Annotated in this window: 15 protein-coding genes; 1 reads left to right on the top strand and 14 read right to left on the bottom strand. The window is 47.5% G+C overall.

From position 1 onward, the window contains the following. Nucleotides 1–54: 54 nt before the first annotated feature. From GWG06_RS25175 to GWG06_RS25160, 4 genes are all read right to left on the bottom strand, one after another. The gene (locus GWG06_RS25175) at nt 55–1,302 is read right to left on the bottom strand and encodes a cytochrome P450 family protein (protein ID WP_160716900.1); all 1,248 of its coding nucleotides are present in this window, start codon (nt 1,300–1,302) and stop codon (nt 55–57) included. A 177-nt stretch (nt 1,303–1,479) separates the two neighbouring features. Then, entirely contained in the window at nt 1,480–3,231 is a 1,752-nt protein-coding gene (locus GWG06_RS25170) for a carbamoyltransferase family protein (protein WP_160716898.1), read from the bottom strand. Between the two features lie 281 nt (nt 3,232–3,512). Further along, complete coding sequence (locus GWG06_RS25165) at nt 3,513–4,496, bottom strand: methyltransferase (RefSeq protein ID WP_160716896.1); 984 nt, start codon at nt 4,494–4,496, stop codon at nt 3,513–3,515. Between the two features lie 751 nt (nt 4,497–5,247). Beyond that, nucleotides 5,248–6,222, bottom strand: coding sequence for a hypothetical protein (locus tag GWG06_RS25160; RefSeq protein WP_160716894.1), 975 nt, complete (start codon nt 6,220–6,222; stop codon nt 5,248–5,250). A gap of 274 nt (nt 6,223–6,496) precedes the next feature. On the opposite strand from GWG06_RS25160, the gene GWG06_RS25155 reads away from it, so the two are divergent. Then, nucleotides 6,497–6,937 (top strand): NTF2 fold immunity protein, encoded by a 441-nt coding sequence (locus GWG06_RS25155; RefSeq protein WP_160716892.1) that lies wholly within the window; start codon nt 6,497–6,499, stop codon nt 6,935–6,937. Nucleotides 6,938–6,966: 29 nt separating this feature from the next. Here GWG06_RS25155 and GWG06_RS25150 read toward each other — a convergent pair whose 3' ends face one another. The 10 genes from GWG06_RS25150 to GWG06_RS30470 all read right to left on the bottom strand — a co-directional run bounded on the left by GWG06_RS25150 (nt 6,967) and on the right by GWG06_RS30470 (nt 16,961). After that, nucleotides 6,967–7,605, bottom strand: coding sequence for a class I SAM-dependent methyltransferase (locus GWG06_RS25150; RefSeq protein ID WP_160716890.1), 639 nt, complete (start codon nt 7,603–7,605; stop codon nt 6,967–6,969). A 1-nt stretch (nt 7,606) separates the two neighbouring features. Beyond that, on the bottom strand, nt 7,607–8,623 hold the full coding sequence (locus GWG06_RS25145) for an NAD(P)-dependent alcohol dehydrogenase (RefSeq protein WP_160716888.1): 1,017 nt from the start codon (nt 8,621–8,623) through the stop codon (nt 7,607–7,609). 308 nt (nt 8,624–8,931) lie between these two features. Further along, nucleotides 8,932–9,573: a DUF2461 domain-containing protein gene (locus GWG06_RS25140; RefSeq protein WP_160716886.1), complete on the bottom strand. Its 642-nt coding sequence runs from the start codon at nt 9,571–9,573 to the stop codon at nt 8,932–8,934. A 5-nt stretch (nt 9,574–9,578) separates the two neighbouring features. After that, nucleotides 9,579–9,947: a VOC family protein gene (locus tag GWG06_RS25135; RefSeq protein WP_127033653.1), complete on the bottom strand. Its 369-nt coding sequence runs from the start codon at nt 9,945–9,947 to the stop codon at nt 9,579–9,581. A 72-nt stretch (nt 9,948–10,019) separates the two neighbouring features. Then, a complete protein-coding gene (locus GWG06_RS25130; protein WP_160716884.1) occupies nt 10,020–10,835 on the bottom strand; it encodes a helix-turn-helix domain-containing protein in 816 nt (271 codons plus the stop codon). Nucleotides 10,836–10,973: 138 nt separating this feature from the next. After that, nucleotides 10,974–12,059: a hypothetical protein gene (locus GWG06_RS25125; protein ID WP_160716882.1), complete on the bottom strand. Its 1,086-nt coding sequence runs from the start codon at nt 12,057–12,059 to the stop codon at nt 10,974–10,976. A gap of 266 nt (nt 12,060–12,325) precedes the next feature. Then, the gene (locus GWG06_RS25120; RefSeq protein ID WP_160716880.1) at nt 12,326–13,255 is read right to left on the bottom strand and encodes a helix-turn-helix domain-containing protein; all 930 of its coding nucleotides are present in this window, start codon (nt 13,253–13,255) and stop codon (nt 12,326–12,328) included. Nucleotides 13,256–13,260: 5 nt separating this feature from the next. After that, nucleotides 13,261–14,124, bottom strand: a complete 864-nt coding sequence (locus tag GWG06_RS25115) for an NAD(P)H-binding protein (protein WP_160716878.1) — start codon at nt 14,122–14,124, stop codon at nt 13,261–13,263. 331 nt (nt 14,125–14,455) lie between these two features. Continuing rightward, nucleotides 14,456–15,187 carry a basic secretory protein-like protein gene (locus GWG06_RS25110; protein ID WP_127033668.1) on the bottom strand — a complete coding sequence of 244 codons (732 nt, stop codon included), beginning with the start codon at nt 15,185–15,187 and terminating at the stop codon, nt 14,456–14,458. A gap of 274 nt (nt 15,188–15,461) precedes the next feature. Beyond that, on the bottom strand, nt 15,462–16,961 hold the full coding sequence (locus tag GWG06_RS30470) for a TlpA family protein disulfide reductase (RefSeq protein ID WP_202183113.1): 1,500 nt from the start codon (nt 16,959–16,961) through the stop codon (nt 15,462–15,464). Nucleotides 16,962–16,964 lie beyond the last annotated feature (3 nt).

The raw sequence follows: 16,964 nt of genomic DNA, 5'->3' as shown, positions 1-16,964 counted from the left end.
CTCCGGCCCCCTGGGAGGATGCCAGGCAGGGCCGGAGAAAGGAAGGGAGATGATTTAAAAAACTACCGGCAGGTGATGTAATCCGCGGACCAGCATACTGGGCCGGTGGGTCAGGGATTCCGGCGGAGCTGCCAGCCGGATGGCGGGCAGGCGGCGTAGCAGGGTACCTACGGCAATAGCGCCTTCCAGTCGTGCCAGTGGTGCACCCAGACAGAAATGTATGCCGTGCCCGAAGGAAATATGACGATTATCCGTACGCGTTATATCAAAAGTATCCGGCTGTGAGAACCTGTTCTCATCGCGGTTGGCGGAGCCGGTCATCAGTAATACTTCTTCTCCTTTTGGTATGACCACATCGCCGATAGGGATATCTTCCAGTGCAAAGCGCACGGTAGAAGTAGCCACAGAGGCGTCGTAGCGCAGCATTTCCTCCACGGCATCCTCAATGAGGGCAGGTGTGCGTTGCAGTAATGCCAGTTGCTCCGGATGCTGCAGCAGGGCAAGCATACCATTGCCAATGAGGTTAACGGTAGTTTCATGGCCTGCCAGCAGCAGCAGGAAAACCATGGAGAGCAGTTCCTGTTCAGACAGGCGGTCGCCGGCTTCTTCCACCGCTACCAGCGAGCTGATAAGGTCATTGCCGGGATGCTTCCGGCGCAGTGAAAATATACCCTGCAGATAATCTACAAACCCATGTGTGGCTTCCTGTACCAGCGGCAGGTTTTCTTCCGTGGTATATCCGTCTGTGAGCAGGTTGGACCATTTACGGAACATCTCATGGTCATCTGCCGGAATACCCAGCAGTTCTGCAATCACGGTAAATGGTAACGGAAAGGCGAAATCATCTATCAGATCCATTTTTCCATTGGCGGCTACCTTGTCTATCAGCTCGTCGGCTATCTGCTGTATACGCGGCCGGAGCTGTTCGGTATGGCGCGGTGTAAATGCTTTATGTACCAGCGTGCGTATACGCGTATGATCGGGCGGATCCATCATGAGCATATGTTTGCTCAGCATAGACATCGCGTCTATATTATCGAACGGCAGCGCAGGCAGTTCGCCTTCGCTGGTCTGCGCCTTACCCGGCACTTTAGTGATGCGGTTATCTTTCAGGATAGCCATTACATCGTCATAGCGGGTAACCAGCCATATCGGATAACCGTTTTCCAGCGTGATGCGATGTACCGGCGCATCTTTACGAAGACTGGCATAAACGGGATACGGATTACTTACAAATGCAGGATCAAAAAGATCGACGGAAACCTGCTTTTTTCCTGTTACAGGACATTGTTGGATACTCATGGATGATAATTAATAATTTTTAGAATTACGAATTACGAATTATGAATTGCGAATGTTGAGCGAAGACAGCAGCGAATGAAGCGTTCGCATTTTCGCTCCTGTCTTCGCTCAACATTCGCAATTCATAATTCGTAATTCGTAATTCAACATGTTTACTGGTATTTACCATGCCTGCTCTCAGGCGTAGGCGGCAACCGCTTCCTTCTTATTCCCTGCTGTCAGGTTATCGGTTTTTCTCAACAGGAAGTTCCCGATGGCGAGGTAATCGATTTTTGTTTTCAGGAATGTTCTGATTGCATCTTCTGGTGTGCACACAATAGGTTCACGGTCGTTGAAGGACGTGTTGAGCAGTACGGGTACGCCGGTGATGGCTTTGAATTCGCTGATGAGGCGGTGGTATTTTGGATTGGTGGCGGATTGCACCTGTTGAATGCGGCAGGTACCGTCAACATGCACAACGGCCGGGATCTGGTCCTGCCGGGAGGGGTTGACAGGATAGGCCATGAGCATGAACCTGGACGCAATGGCGTCTTTGCGGATTTCGAACCAGGATGTTGCATCTTCTTCCAGCACACTGGGGCAGAACGGGCGGTGATCTTCGCGGTGTTTCACGAGGCGGTTCATTCTTTTTATCATCTCCGGATTTCTGGGATCAGCGAGTAAGCTGCGGTTGCCGAGTGCGCGCGGTCCAAACTCCATTCTGCCCTGGAACCAGCCTACTACGTTGCCTTCGCTGATAAGTGCGGCTACCGTTTTTTCGATATCGTTCACCTGTTCGTAGTTCACATCTAGTCCTTTCAGGGTATATATGATTTCTTCATCCGTATAGCCTGGTCCGAGGTAGGTGTGTTTCAGTTCAAAAGGCCGGTAATGTTCGCCGCCGTAGATATTATAGTAGGTGTACAGGGCGGCGCCGAGGGAAGTGCCGGCATCGTTGGCAGCGGGTTGTATGTAGATGTGTTCAAAAGGGCCTTCTTCAAAGAGTATTTTGTTGGCTACACAATTGAGCGCTACACCGCCTGCCAGGCAAAGATTGGAGGAACCGGTTACCTCGTGTATATGACGCGTCAGTGCCAGCAGGATGGTGGTGGTAATCTGTTGCAGGCCTGCAGCTATATCCATATGTTCCTGCCGGAGCGCTTCGGTGGCTTTCCTTCTGGGTACGCCGAACAGGTTTTCCAGCGGAGCATAATCTTCCACGCGGAAGCATATCAGTAAAGGATCTATTTCGAAGCCGTCTTTGCCTGTCTGTATGAAAGACTGAAACTGTTTTTCATAAGTAGCAGGATTGCCGAAAGAGGCCAGGCTCATGATTTTGCAGGCGTCGTATTCTGAGTGGCCCAGGTATTTGGCAAATTTTTCCCAGAGGAAACCTAACGAATTCGGATATACGATTTGCTTCACCGGTGTAATCATATCCTTTTTACCGTAGGCCATCAGTACAGATTCGATTTCGCCGATGCCGTCAACGGAGAGGATGGCGGCTTCTTCGAAAGGAGCGGGATAGAAAGCGGAGGCAGCATGCGCCCTGGCATGTTCTACCCAGTGAAACTGGCCTCTGAAGCCCAGCCTCCTGAACTTTTCAGGGACAGACAGCAGCTGGCTGCAGAAAAGGTATTCGCCTGCCGGCGTACCCCAGTCGCCTGGCGTAGTGGGATCTTCCATGTTGGCATGGTGCGCGGTTCTGCGTTTGGGATCAAACGAATAAGCCACAATATCGATGTCGGCCAGGGAGAGATCTGCCATACGCAGGCACTCCATGATGGCGCCAAGAGGTAATTCATCCGGATTGTCTATCCGTGCCGGCTTGGCATGTTTAACACGGTTCAGTCTTTCTTCCTCTATGGAAGCAATGAGTTGTCCGTCTACCAGTAAAGAGGCCGCTGATTCATGGTATGCGGCATTAATACCCAGGATTTTAAATGACATGTTGGCAATGATTATTGATGACTAATATGGATTTATTAAAAAATAACGGACATACGGTTCCCTTACCTGTTTTGCAGGATGTTGTTCACTGGCGCCGGCAGTTAAAGAGCAGGCAATAGCAGGCTACTATCTGCAGGAGCAATGTGCAGATAACAGTTACAGCATTTTTACGTGCTTCATAAATGCGGGCTGGTGTATGATGATGACGGCGGAGGGCGTCTTATCCGTTGGTGGTTATTAATGGCATGGCGGCATAAGCAAATAACATTGAATAGTTCCGTTTATAATGCAAGAGAACTGTATAAAGTATTGGTTACACCTAACGGTGATGACCATGTTTCATAAGTTTTATGAGTTCTGCTTGTCTGTATATTTCCTTTTACTCCTTTTCTGTATTTCAGCACCAGCATATGCAGATGTGAGACGCCGTTCCTCGCGGCTTCTTCTTTCATCAGCTGTATGCTTTGTGCATCTTCTCCGAAAATAGATACGAACCTGTCAACAAAAGCATCATAGGTAATCGGTTGCAGATCCAGAATCACTTCTACTGCAGATCCGGGCAGATGCTTCTCAATCAGTTCATATAACATGAAGGCATCCTGTTCATTTCCGGGAGCCATGGTGACCATTTGAAAAACACCATTGTCCGACAGATACTGGTCAACATCCTTCAGCAATGCATCAACAAAGGTGAGTCCGTAGATGCCTGCGGCAGAATTGAAATAGTAATCCATGCCGGGCGGGGTGGGCTCGAACGGCGGGTTGGAATAAATGAAATCGAATCTGTTGCCGGCTACCGGCGCAAATACATCTGCTACGTTGCCGTCTTTAATTTCCAGTAAGTGGTCCAGGTTGTTGAGCAGGGTGTTATAGCCGCAGAATATTTTCGCTCTGGGGTTAATGTCAAGCCCGGTACAATGCCTGGCTCCCTTGTGTAAACAGAACATACTTAATATGCCTGATCCGAGACCAATCTCCAGAATACGCGCCTGGTCAATGTCTTCCGGCCGGGTGTAATCCATAAAGAACAACTGCTCCGGCTGCAGTGGTATTACCTGGTCTTTTTCCTTGTACTCAAAGGGATCTGTCAGTACCGGAATAAAAAAATGCTGTCCGTAATTCTTTTGACAATCTTGCAGTGCGGTAGCTACTTCCGCAGGGGTATTGACATCTCTGGCATGAACAATTTCAAATTCCCATTTTTCTGCTGGCATGTGTTGTTTTTCTGCCACGAAAAACATTGTTCTTCTGTTTGATCCTTGCATAGTATTTCCTGTTTAATTTAAACGATATTATTTAGCATAAGTTACATAAGCACAAGAAATTAACATTCCCGAACGAAATGAATACTTACGTGTATGCATAGACGTTAGCAGCACGGCTGCACGCCTGCAGAAATAATGAAAGGGACTACTATATGCTGGAATAAGCAATACGCCGTCTCAACCGAGAAATAACGGCGAAATTATACTTTGCGCCATGGTGGCGCGTTTCCGGTAAAACAATGATTCAAAAAAAAGCTGCACGAATGCATGGTTATTGGTACAGCTTACAGTACAAGGATTATTTTTTAATCCTTATATTATAGAATACTGATCAATCAATGGGATTGTGTCTTTTATTTTGTATTTAATAAATAGGTATTCGTAAAATGTAAATAGGTTATTTTCTCTGTTTATAATGGGTTCTGGATTATTTGCAAATACATTTTGTAAATGCGTTACCAAAAGTAATATTTTTTTTAATTAATTCTAATCAAATTTTTTTTATAACAATTATTTTAACGTTCCCGCAAACTACCGGGAATCAGGTATTTAGCTGTTTTAACTTATAAATATTGCAGGTGCAGGCAGCCATAATTGAAGCCTGTTATGCATGCAGCGCGATAGCAGTATATGTATGAAAAAAAAACGTCCATTTCGCATCTGCGAAATGGACGGTTCAAATCAGTAGTTGTATATTTTAATATTGTATGGTCCTAAATAATTTTTTTGCTGCTGATAAATAAGCAACAGATTAACGTACAACCATTCCCGTTATGCCTCCGATAACATCAGGAATACTTACCGCCGTCCCGTTTTTCCAGTAGGTAGCAATGCCATCCAGGTAGCCGGCTACATAAACATCACTGCCCGATACGGCAATGGCCTTCACACCCGCGCCGGCGGCCTCGTTCCCGCTGGTGAGCCTCACCGGTGTACCGTTCTTCCAGCAGACTACAATATTGGCGCCTGCTTCATTCCTGTCAATACCGGTTACATACACCTCATTCCCGGCAACAGCAATGGCATCCGCCCGGCAGCCGCCCGGAAGGGTGACAGGCACACCGTTTTTCCAGTAGATAGCAACTTCTCTGCCTGCGGCATCGAGGGCGAAGCCTGCAACATATACATCATCGCCGGACAACGCAACTGCATGCGCTTCAGAACTCCTGTCGCCGGCGGTCAGCACCTGAGCCTTTCCGTTCTTCCAGCAGGTGGCAACATAGTCTCCCTGATCATTTACCTGGTAACCGGCAATGTAAACATCGCTTCCGCTGAGGGCAATGGCCGACAGCCTGGTATCTTCCCCGAAGGAAGCTGCCTTCCCGTTTTTCCAGTATACAGCTTCCTTTCCATTATTGCCAATCACATGTACATCCGCTCCGGATACACTGATGCCGGTTGCCTTGGCATATGTTTTCCCGTCACTGAGTGCAACCGCCTTCCCGTTTTTCCAGTAGGTAGCAACAGGTTCTCCCGCCGCATTGTATTGGTAACCGGCCACATAATCATCATCGCCGGATACGGCAATGGCCGTTGCTCCCGCATGCGTCTTACCATCCGTCAGCTGCATTACCTGTCCGTTTTTACGGTAGGTAAGGCCCGTGCCTTTCCCGGAATAGTCGTCATACACCAGGTGCAGCGAAGGGGAGGACTGTGCCCGGAGCATAGCAGAGGCTGCGAGTAATAATAACAACACGCCGGCTGATTGCTTCATCTTTCTGATCATACTTTATTTTTTTTGTGGCGCTGCCGTTATCTGAAAACAAGCGCCGGGGGTACGGCAGCAAAAGTAATCACCCGACATGATTCATCTGGTTTTCAGACGACTACATACTAACTACATACATCCGAACACGCGACTACAAAACGACTACATGTTTTGCTGAATGCTGATATAAGGGTATTTAGATAGTAGTTTGTTTTTTAATTTCCTGAAGGAAAAATTGGAGCGGCACAGGTTTACACCTAATTTTGTCTGCATCAGAAAATAATATAGTGAAATGACTCAGCCGGAAATTAATACTGCCCTGGAACATCAGCTGGTACAGATTGCCAGATCATTTGCCGTTCAGATGAACGAGATAGAAGGCCGCATCTTTACTTTGCAGCAAAATGACAAGGAAGGAAAAATTGATCATTTCGCGGTATACCGTGAAGCATATGATCCGGTTTTTCAGCAATTTACCACCGACAAAAGAAGAGTGTACGGAGGGCAGGCAACTTCTTTCGGATGGCCGCCAAAATATGACGGGATAACACAGGAAACAACCGGAAAGGCGGAGATAAAGTCGAAAAGTAAGGCAGAAGTTTATTTTCAGACAAACAACCGATGCAGTGCCGAATACCTTTTTGTCCTGCACCGGAAGGCGGACGAATGGAGAATTGACAATGTAAAGTATAAATGGTTTTACAATGGAAAATGGAGCTCCTTAATTATGTAAAGACCGTACCACAAGTACTTTAGACTTTTTTATTTTTTTCCGGCCCAGATGTAACCCCGCCTGCTCGGGTATTCCACGTTTTCATACGGGCGTCTTTCTATGGCATCGATGATAAAGAATCCTGTTTCATCAAGTAAAGCGGCTATATCATCTGTCTGGAAGAAGAACAGGTCTACATCCACATCTTTGTCATGCGCTTTGTCAAAATGTACCACCTCGTCTCCTGCATGAAAGGAAAATAAAAAATGCGCTCCTGTTTTCAGTACCCGGTTTATTTCTGCAAAACATTGCCTGACCTGTTCAGGGCTGAAATGCACAATTGCATAAAAGGCAACTGCGCTGCCGAGCGCTGCTGACGGGTAAGCGATTGCCAGCAGGTTCCCGGTCTCAAATTTTATTCCGGGCGAAAGCCCGCGGGCAGCGCTGACCATTTCCGGAGACAGGTCAATCCCGACGATGTCTGTAAGACCATGGTCATACAGGAACCTGGTTGTCTGCCCCGGCCCGCAGCCGAAGTCGGCGCACAGCCCCCTGTCCTTATTGACGGCTGCAAATTCCTTCAGCAGCATCCGGTCAAAATGTTTCCCTGATAACTCGTCCCACCGGTCAGCGGCATAGTCGCCCGCCACCTGGTTGTAACAGGCTAAGATTTTTTCCTGTGAATTCATGTTATGCTTTGTTTTCCAGTATTAAACGAACATTGACTTTCCCGTTGCTTACTTTATCAATGGCTTCATTCACCTGATCTGCATGGGAATAGGGCATTACCTCTACCATACTTTCAATCTGATGCGTTGCCGCAAAATCAAGCATCGCTGTCATGTCCCTGCGGCTGCCTACATAATTTCCATAAATGGTCCGTTGTGCATAGTCATACAGTAAGCCCAGCGAAAGCGGTTGCTTTTGCTGCGGCGAAGCTACCAGGCACAACTTTCCCTGGGGCCTGAGCATTTTCAGGTACACATCCGGATCATATGGTACACTTAGCGTAGAGATAATAAAATCGAATGGCTTATTCACGGCAGCCTTGTCATCCGCGCCGGAACCAGCTATGTATTCAGCTCCCAGCTGCCGGATCAGCGCCTGCTTTTCAGGAGAATGGGAAAAGGCATATACCTCATGCCCCATTTTATGTAAGAACTGTATGGCCAGCTGGCCAAGGCCGCCTACTCCCAGTACCCCGACAACTGCATGGGGTGGTAGCTGGGCCCGCATAATGCCGGTATATACCGTAAGGCCGGCAGACAGCAGCGGGACTGCATTTACGGGATGAAGCCCCGGCGGAAGCAGGAAGGCAAACCGGTAATCTACCACAATATGCCCGGCAAGGCCACCGTAACTGTGTACGGCGATTACTTTTTGCTGCGGACAAAACTGCTCAAGGCCAGCTTTACAGTAATCGCATTCAAAGCACGCTTCCAGCTGATAGCCAACCCCCACCTGGTCGCCCACCTTTAATGCCGTTACATGGGCGCCGGTTTCCTCCACAATTCCCACAATTTCGTGACCCGGAACAAAGGGAAATCTGGTGTCGCCCCAGTGGTCACTGATAAACTGGACATCCCCCCTTGCCATAGCGCAGTAAATAATTTTCACCCTTACCTCGTTGGCTCCCACATTTCTTTCATACTCAAACGGCACCGCTTTCCCGTTCTTCTCCATGATGGCAAATGCTTTTATTTTCATAACCGGTATATTTTTTATTTAGCTGTTGTTACGGTCCTGGTAAGTTCGTTTGTTATCCGGCTGACAACGGCCGGTAACAAGAAAGATAGATGAACGGCTGATTCACTACACTTGACAGGCTGTTGCGGATGGCGTCGCCGTATTGACTAAAGGTAATTTCTTTCCCTGGCTGGCGGGGGCTTACTTATAACCGCCTGGCAGGGCTTTGTTATCTAAATATATGTAAAAAACGGAAATGGAAAAAGCCCCTGCTGTATGGTGAATACAGCAGGGGCTTCAGGCTATCTTTCGTCAGGTGTTCATGTACTTTAGCGGAAAGGCGTGTTCAGAAAATCCTTGAGCGGCTTCAGTGATTTATACATGGCTGCAAATTTTCCGGGAGCATCTTTTTCCAGCAGTTCTTTATCCGTAACCGGGCGGACAGCCACAAAATGTTTCAGTTTCAGGTATTCCGCCATCGGATCTTCCTTATCAAAACCCAATGGAACACGTTTCAGTTTTTCTTCTTCACTTAACCCTCCGAAATACCCGCGGAAGGATGTTTCGTTCATGATCTGCTGAAAGGTGTCCGCATTATAGGAAATCTCATTCCGGAGTTCTTTCAGTTTATCATTTTCCAGCATGTAGATGCCACCTGCCAGGAAGGATTGTCCGGGTTGTATATGCAGGTAGTACCCGGCATTTTTAACGCCGATATTTGCACCGAAATTGGTTTTGTAAGGATCTTTGTTCTGTGAAAACCTGGTGTCGCGATATATCCGGAAGATGGACTTCGCCGGGTCTACTTTGCCGATCTCTTCATCAAAGACACTAATCTCTTTTATCAGTTCTTCCACAAACAGAATTAACTCCTCACGGGCATCGGTGAAGCGGCTTTTGTGGTCATTGAACCATTCCCGGTTGTTATTGTTTTCCAGGTCTTTCAGGAAATGCAGCACGGATATTTTCATGGGTATCAGTTGATGGAATGAACGGCCATTTTGTTTCCCTCCGTGTCAATAAACATGCCGATGTATCCTACTTCCGGGCTGATGTGTGTTTTCGGAACAATCACGGTCCCGTTGCCTGCTGCTACTTTATCCAATACGGTCTGCAGGTCATTGCCGCCGTTCAGGTAGGCTACTACGCCATCGGCGGAAGGCTTGTAATCGTTGCCCTGTACAATTGCTCCGGACACATTGGTGCCGTCGCTGGGGAAGAAGCCCATTTTGGTACCATACATTTCGGTTTCATTGATTTCCAGGCCCAGGATGGATTTGTAGAAAGTGACTGCCCGGTTGAAATCTACGGCAGGAATATCAAAGAAGGTAATTATGTTTTCCATTGTCATATGTTTTATGTCCGGCAGCAAAGTTAGGATGTGCGGAAAGCATAAAATTGTAAAAATGGGACAATGTTATTCTGCCTGGTCGAAGATCAGCGACATCTTCAGGTGTTCTCCGTAAAATTCTTTGGGCGTTAGTCCGGTAAATTCCCGGAAGTCTTTGATAAAATGCGCCTGATCGTAATATTCGCCTTCGTAAGCCAGCGCAATAAGGCTGCCGGGTTTGTTGTTCAGCAGCATTTTGAGGGTGGCCTGCAGCCTGATGGTTTTCGACAGTTGCTTCGGACTTAAACCGATGGCTGAAGAAAATTTACGTACCAGTTGCCGGCGGTTGATATGTGTCTGCCTGGAAAGTTCGTCTACGGAAAGCTGTCCGTTGGCCGTCAGAATGGTGTCTACCGTTGATTTTACAATATGGTCAATGGTCTGGGTATGGGCCAGCCGTTTTAACAGAAATGTTTCAATTAATTTTATTCTTTCAGCGGAGGAAGCTGCGGCTAAGATCTTTTGTGCAATTGCTGTTCCGGCTTTACCGAACAGTTTATCCAGCGGTACAGCCGTATTTTCCATTTCTTTCAGGGGAATGGTAGTAAACGGCAGGAAGCCGTATGGATGAAACCGGACGAAGAAGGTACCTGTTTCTCCGGTGGGTTCTACCTCCAGCGGTCCGGTCAGTTGCCCGATTACAAAGCATCTTGGCAGGAGGGTACTGTCTCCGTTCTCCGTATATCGTTTATACAGGTCGCCATAGTGGAAAATCATTTTCATCGTGCCATCCGGAACGATGGTGTTTTTCTCCGGCGTTTTTTCTTTCGGGCTTTCCAGTGTCCAGTAACATGCTACGAGTGCCGCCAGGTCGCTATGCGGTTCAAAAATCTGGTAATTCATTGAGGCAAAGATAGAGATTTACGGATTTTGGGATTTTGGGATTTTGAGATTTTAAATGCAGCGGAGATTTCCCCGAATATCTCCGCTGCATTTAAAATCTCAAAATCCCAAAATCCCAAAATCCGTAAATGCTCTATATTATTTACCCGCGGCTTCCAGCTCCTGTATCCGTTTTTCCATGCGGATCAGGTGAAGGGTCAGTTCTTCTATTTTCTGTAACAGCTTTTTATTGATTTCACCTACGTCCAGACCATTTTCTGTTACTTCTTTTTCAGAAGGGATATCGGGGAGATGTTTATTGATTTTGATAAACTTTTCCACCTCCTGCAGGGAAGGTAATTTATAATCATCGTGAAAAACAAAATCGGACCAGCTGCCTTGTGATACTTTTACCTTGCGGGCGCCCACAGTGCCGTCTACCGCCAGTTTAACGCCTGTTACCGGTGTTACCCCGATGCCCATTTCACCGTTAAGGTTCATCGTCAGCCGGTAGGTGGCCGGTTGGCTCATATCATCAGCACCGGTGGTAAATATATAGAAAATGGTGCCGGAAGATGCGCCCATACCGAATTTGGTAGCGCCGGCGTCAAATTCCATGGCTTGCCCGGCATTCAGTTTAATGGCCTGCCCCCAGGAGTTGCTGGTCCATCTTTTATAGCTGGTAAAGAATGCCGATCCGTAAGATTTGCCCTGGTCATTCACGTAACTATCGACCGCTGTTTTAAAGGTATGCTGCGGACCACCCGGCTCTGCGTAGGGTAAAGGTTTGCTGACGCCGTCAAATATAGACGGGGTAACAGGATACCTGGAAGTATAATCATAGCTGGTACTGCCACGCAGCCAGATAATAATCTGACGGTTATTATTGGAATAGGTAGCATCTTTCCAGCCTGCAACAAAAATGCTGTAGGGGCTGACACTGGCATTGTTATATTGCCGGATATCCGCATCAATAAATTCTGATGAATTACCCCAGGCTGTAGTATGATACCGGAATTTAGCAATCAGGGAACCTCTCCACTGGGCATCGCGGTGTACGGCAGAGCGGCCTATTTCCAACTCTGAAGCCGTGCTGGTATTCCAGCCGCCATCTTCGAATATTACCGGATAAAATTTGTCAAGATCCCCGCCTACGGTAAAGGTACCGGAAGTCTGGGCGGAGGCAGATAAGGCGCTAACGAACAATAACAGGAGAAAAGAAAGACTTTTAACTCGAAAATTCATAGATATCAGATTTATTTTAAAATGGCAAGATGATGCTACAACAGGTATGCTCCGGATAAATGAAAGCTGGCAGGTTAAGTAATCAATATACAGTGCGTTTGTTTAACAGGAAATAATGCTGGTGCAAATTAGCAACTTTTTTATGGAGTAAATCGTGAGATCCGTTAAAATTTATCCTGTCAGTATTAATTATATGTTTCCTGCAGAATAAGATGGCGGGCGGAATGGAGGGGTATATAACAGGCACGGATATATTGGACGCCGGGTTAAAATCTGCCGGCTTTTCTGAATTCCAGCGGGGAAACTTTTGTCCTGGACCTGAACAGTTTGGAAAAAGACTGGGGGTATTCAAATCCCAGCAGGAAAGCGATTTCGCTGACAGATAAATCTGTCATGGTAAGTTTTTCCTTCGCCTTCTCTATTATCTTCTCCTGAATATGCTGCTGGGTGCTGTTGCCGGTAAGTGTTTTGAGCAGACTGCTCAGGTAATTGGGAGAAATATTCAGCTGGCCGGATATCTCCTTTACCGTCGGGATGCCGTTTGCTTCCAGCGCTTCCGGCGAAAACGCCTTTTCCAGTATGGATTCCAGCTGGTGCAGGATGCCATGGTGCATGATTTTACGTGTAATGAACTGGCGTTGATAGAAGCGTGCGGAATATCCCAGCAGGGATGCAATAAGGGAGAGGATAATTTCCTGGCTGAAGGTATCTGTGTGCGTATTGTATTCCTGCGCTATATTTTCAAACAACCTGAAGATCGTCTGTTCCTCACTGTCAGACAGGAACAGGGCTTCATTGACGGAATAGTCAAAGAAGCCGTATTGCTTTATCTTCGATGCCAGCGGATGATGCCAGAGGAAGTCCGGATGCAGTATCAGCAGCCATCCGGACAGGTTTATTTCTTCTGGGTGACCGGTGTTAAAACCGAATATCCGCCCCGGGGCTATAAATTTCATCACTCCTTTATCAAAATCGTATTCCTGCTGTCCGTATTTCATCTTCAGGCAAACCTGTGTAAACCTGCTCATACCGATGAAATATAAATCGGTGGTCACCGGAATATCTACCTGCCTGGGCTGTTCTTTCAGCTCTGCGATATTGATGATGCTGATAAGCGGGTGCCTGGTGCCTGGCAGGCCTCTCAGCTGCAGGAATTCCTGGATGCTCTTTATTCTCAGGGGAAGGTGTCCGGTCATGCTGTTTAGTTTTGATGGTACCAGTCTGCATACTCCCTGGCAAAATCCCGCAGTTTCCGTTTCCCTAATACGGGTCTGTTCAGGTAGTAGTCGTGCTGGGCTTTTCCGTTATGCATGTTTTCCTGCATCTCTATCAATAATCCGGCCGCTTCGGGCGATACGCCGGTAGCTTCGAGGGCCTGCTGCACCTGGCCGGGGGGAAGTATTATCCACCGGAGATCTGGTATGCCAATGGCTTCACCGATGATTTGCGCTGCCTGGGCGCAGGTCAGTTCTTCGCTGGCCACATACCGTACATGCAGGCCAGCTGCTGCGGGAGTATTCATTTCAGCTGCAATGGCAGCGGCGATATCCTCAGGAGCTGCAAAAGCCACCATATCTTCCCCGCCATAATTCGATACAATCATACGCTGCTGCCGGATCATGTCTTTAAGATGATAGAAATTACTGTAGAAAGGTCCTGGCCGTACAAAGGTAACAGCCGTATCCGGAAGTGCCTGAAATCTTTTCTCCGGATGGATGGAGCGTAACAGGTGCGCTATCCAGCCGGTGAGTACGATGGCACGCTTTACGCCGGTTACCCTGATGGCTTCGCTGAAATTATCCATGTTGCGGTTCCAGGTATGCATGTCCCGTGCGGTGAAGTCTATCGGATTCATGCAATAAACCACATCCGTGCCCGTAAAGGTTTTAATCAGAAAGGGAAGGTCGCTGATGCTGCCAATGGCAGGCTGCGCGCCCATCGCCTGTATCCGCCCCTGTTTGTCAGGATCTGTACTGATAACGGTAACATCGTGGCCTTCCTTCACCAGTATTTCCGTGAGTGGTTTACTGATATTCCCCAGAGATCCTGTAAGTACAATTTTCATGCTGGTAGATTTAATGTACTGCAAAGGTCCCCAGGAATACCGGGGGAAAAGTGTTCGGATCTCAGAAGATTGTATGAAAATATAAGTTGGGCAGGAGAATTACGAATGAGGAATGGCGAATTACGAATGAAGGAGCGGAGAGGAGATATTTTTACTTCCTGGTATATCCCTCCCGGCAGACAGGCAACGGGCAATACAATAGAAGGTTACCGGCCCATCCTGACAGGCAGCCGGTAACCGGTATACATATCATTGCCTGAAAGTTTGATCGACTGTTCATCATTCCCTGATTAGAGAATAATTGCGGCAATGCTATGATAACTTGAGTGAATTATAATGCCGGATTATTGGAGTAGTCTGTCCATAACTGGTCTACGGATTTACCGGTGAGTTGTACCCAGGTGTTGCTGCTGTAGGTTTTGTTGCGCAGCGCGGTGTTCAGGTCATTAACAATGGAGGCGCGCACGTGCCGTTCCAGCCATACGAGAAACCGTGCCGTCACGCGGTAGGCGTCTGTGTACGACTGGGAAGAAGACCAGGCGGGGAGTGACCAGCCGGCAGGTCCGTTATTCACGCCATATTTATAACGTACATAGTCTGCAATTCCTTCTGTCAGCCATCCGGGTGTGCCGCCGGTGTATGCCTGCACCACATGCATGATTTCATGCGTCAGCACATCCACATCCTGCGGGTGGCTGCTCATCCAGGCGGCGCTGTACGTTACCGTGGTTCCTGACGTATAGGCGACACCGTTGTAGCTGGGGTCAATTACAAAAGTAACCTGTTTGGTGGCACTAGTATAAAATCGATTTAGCAACTGCGGATAAATACTGAAATACATATCCACGAATTTTTGACGGGTGGCATCATCAAAACCGCCGGCATTATTCGTAAAAGTAAGTTTATACCCATTGCTGGTATAAATAACCGTGCCTATGGGCGTAGCGGCGGCGGCCGTTACCTGCTGCGTGCCAGATAAAGGTTCTTTTTCCTGATCGGGGGAGATAAGTGCTGATTTGCTGCAGGCGGAAAATAATAACAGGGAAGCTGCACCAAGTGCCATGCATAACGGGTTTGGAATTTTCATCAGATTTTGGGTTTCGTAGGGGCAGATAAACGGTCGATCATTAACAAGTTATCGATATCTTCTTAAAATCCTATGTGGGAAAATGAAACATGACAATTTAATGATTAATTACGAATTACGAATTGCGAATTACGAATGTAAGCACGAAGATTAAAACGAAGATTGAAGCTGATAATTATTCAATACCATTTTCAATCTTCGTTTTAATCTTCGTGCTTACATTCGTAATTCGCAATTCGCAATTCGTAATTTAAATTCCCAATTTATCAAACTGTGTTTTCAACGCCGGATTAGATGGCCGCAGTGCATCTGCGCTTATAATCCGGCCGTCAGGGCCAATCAGTATAAAACGGGGAATGGCATTGATGTTGAATTTCTGGATGAAGTCGGATTGAAAATCTTTATCTGCCAGCAGCTGTATGCCTTTCAGTTTTTCTTTCTGAACAAAGTCTTTCCATTTGCCTTTGTCTGCCCGCGTGTCAACTGACAGGCTTACAAACCGGATATTTTTGTGCGCATACTGTTCTTCTATTTTCGACAGATGTGGAATTTCCATTTTGCATGGACCGCACCAGGTGGCCCACACATCTATATATACATATTTCCCGCGCAAATCTTTCAGGGCCACTTTTTTTCCGTTGATATCTTCATAGGAAAAATCCGGTGCAGGCATATTGTCGCCGTAGGTATTGGCATTCCTGTATATTTCCCGGATCTCTTTCAGGTGGGCAGGATGCTTTGCCGTAGCGATGTAGCTGTTGTACAGACTATCCCGAACGGGTTTGTCATGCAGCATTTTCAGCGCATTTCTGGTGCCGGCATAAGTAAAGTACTCCAGCATGAAAGGGTTGGTGATCTCGCCTCTTGAAATATGGAGTCCTATCAGCGGGCGCATATTATCGTTATGAATGGAGGTTTCAAACAGATGCCTGTACTTGGAGTACTGGATCACAGAAAGATACTGATCCACCATTTGCCTGTACCAGGCGGATTGCTGAAACAGGGCTGCATCGTTCTTGTCCCAGTCGGTTAACGACAGTTTATCCAGCAGCTTACGTTCTGTGCTGTCGAGTCTTTTCACGTGCATACTCATGGCGGCTTCCTCCATGCGGCGGCTGAAAGAGGTATCTTTCCTGTCGCCGGATTGCATCAGTTTGAAGAACGCTTCCTGTTTCTTCAGGTCTGTTCCGTAATAGAGACTGTAATGTGCCAGCTGGTATTTGCTGTAATACAGCAGGTCTTTGCCGGCCATTTCCCGGAAAAATGCGCTGGGTGACTGCGCGAACTGTTGTTGTCCGGCTTTTACGAAGGCGTCTATCTTACTGGTAAATTCCGGAACAGGCATGTACAGGGATTCCTGACCCAGCTGACCTTCGGCATCTGTGCTGACAAAGGCCGACAATGCCTTCCGGGCATCTGTAACGGCATTGTTTTCCAGGCTGCCTTTTCCGCTGAAACGGTAGGCGCTGTCGGGGCCGGTGGTAATCTCAAGCTGGTAGCCTGGTTCCAGGTATACCTGCCCGACATGGGTCAGGGAATAAAATCCTTTTGCAGGTAACGCAATGTTCGCCTTAAAGGTGCCGTCACCGTTTACAGGAACCAGCAGATCTGCGCCTGTCATATTTTTGAGGTGCAGGGGCGTGGTAATATCCTTTCCATTCAGTTTACCGGAAAGGGTAGCAGGCTGCTGCGCCAGAGCGGTGGCAGACAGCAGCACGGCGGGCATCAGCGTGAGGATGATTTTTTTCATATG

It is taken from the genome of Chitinophaga solisilvae, from assembly GCF_009928525.1.
Lineage (GTDB): Bacteria > Bacteroidota > Bacteroidia > Chitinophagales > Chitinophagaceae > Chitinophaga > Chitinophaga solisilvae.
The sequence above is the reverse complement of the archived record's forward strand: the minus strand, read 5'-3'. Positions and strand labels throughout refer to the sequence as shown.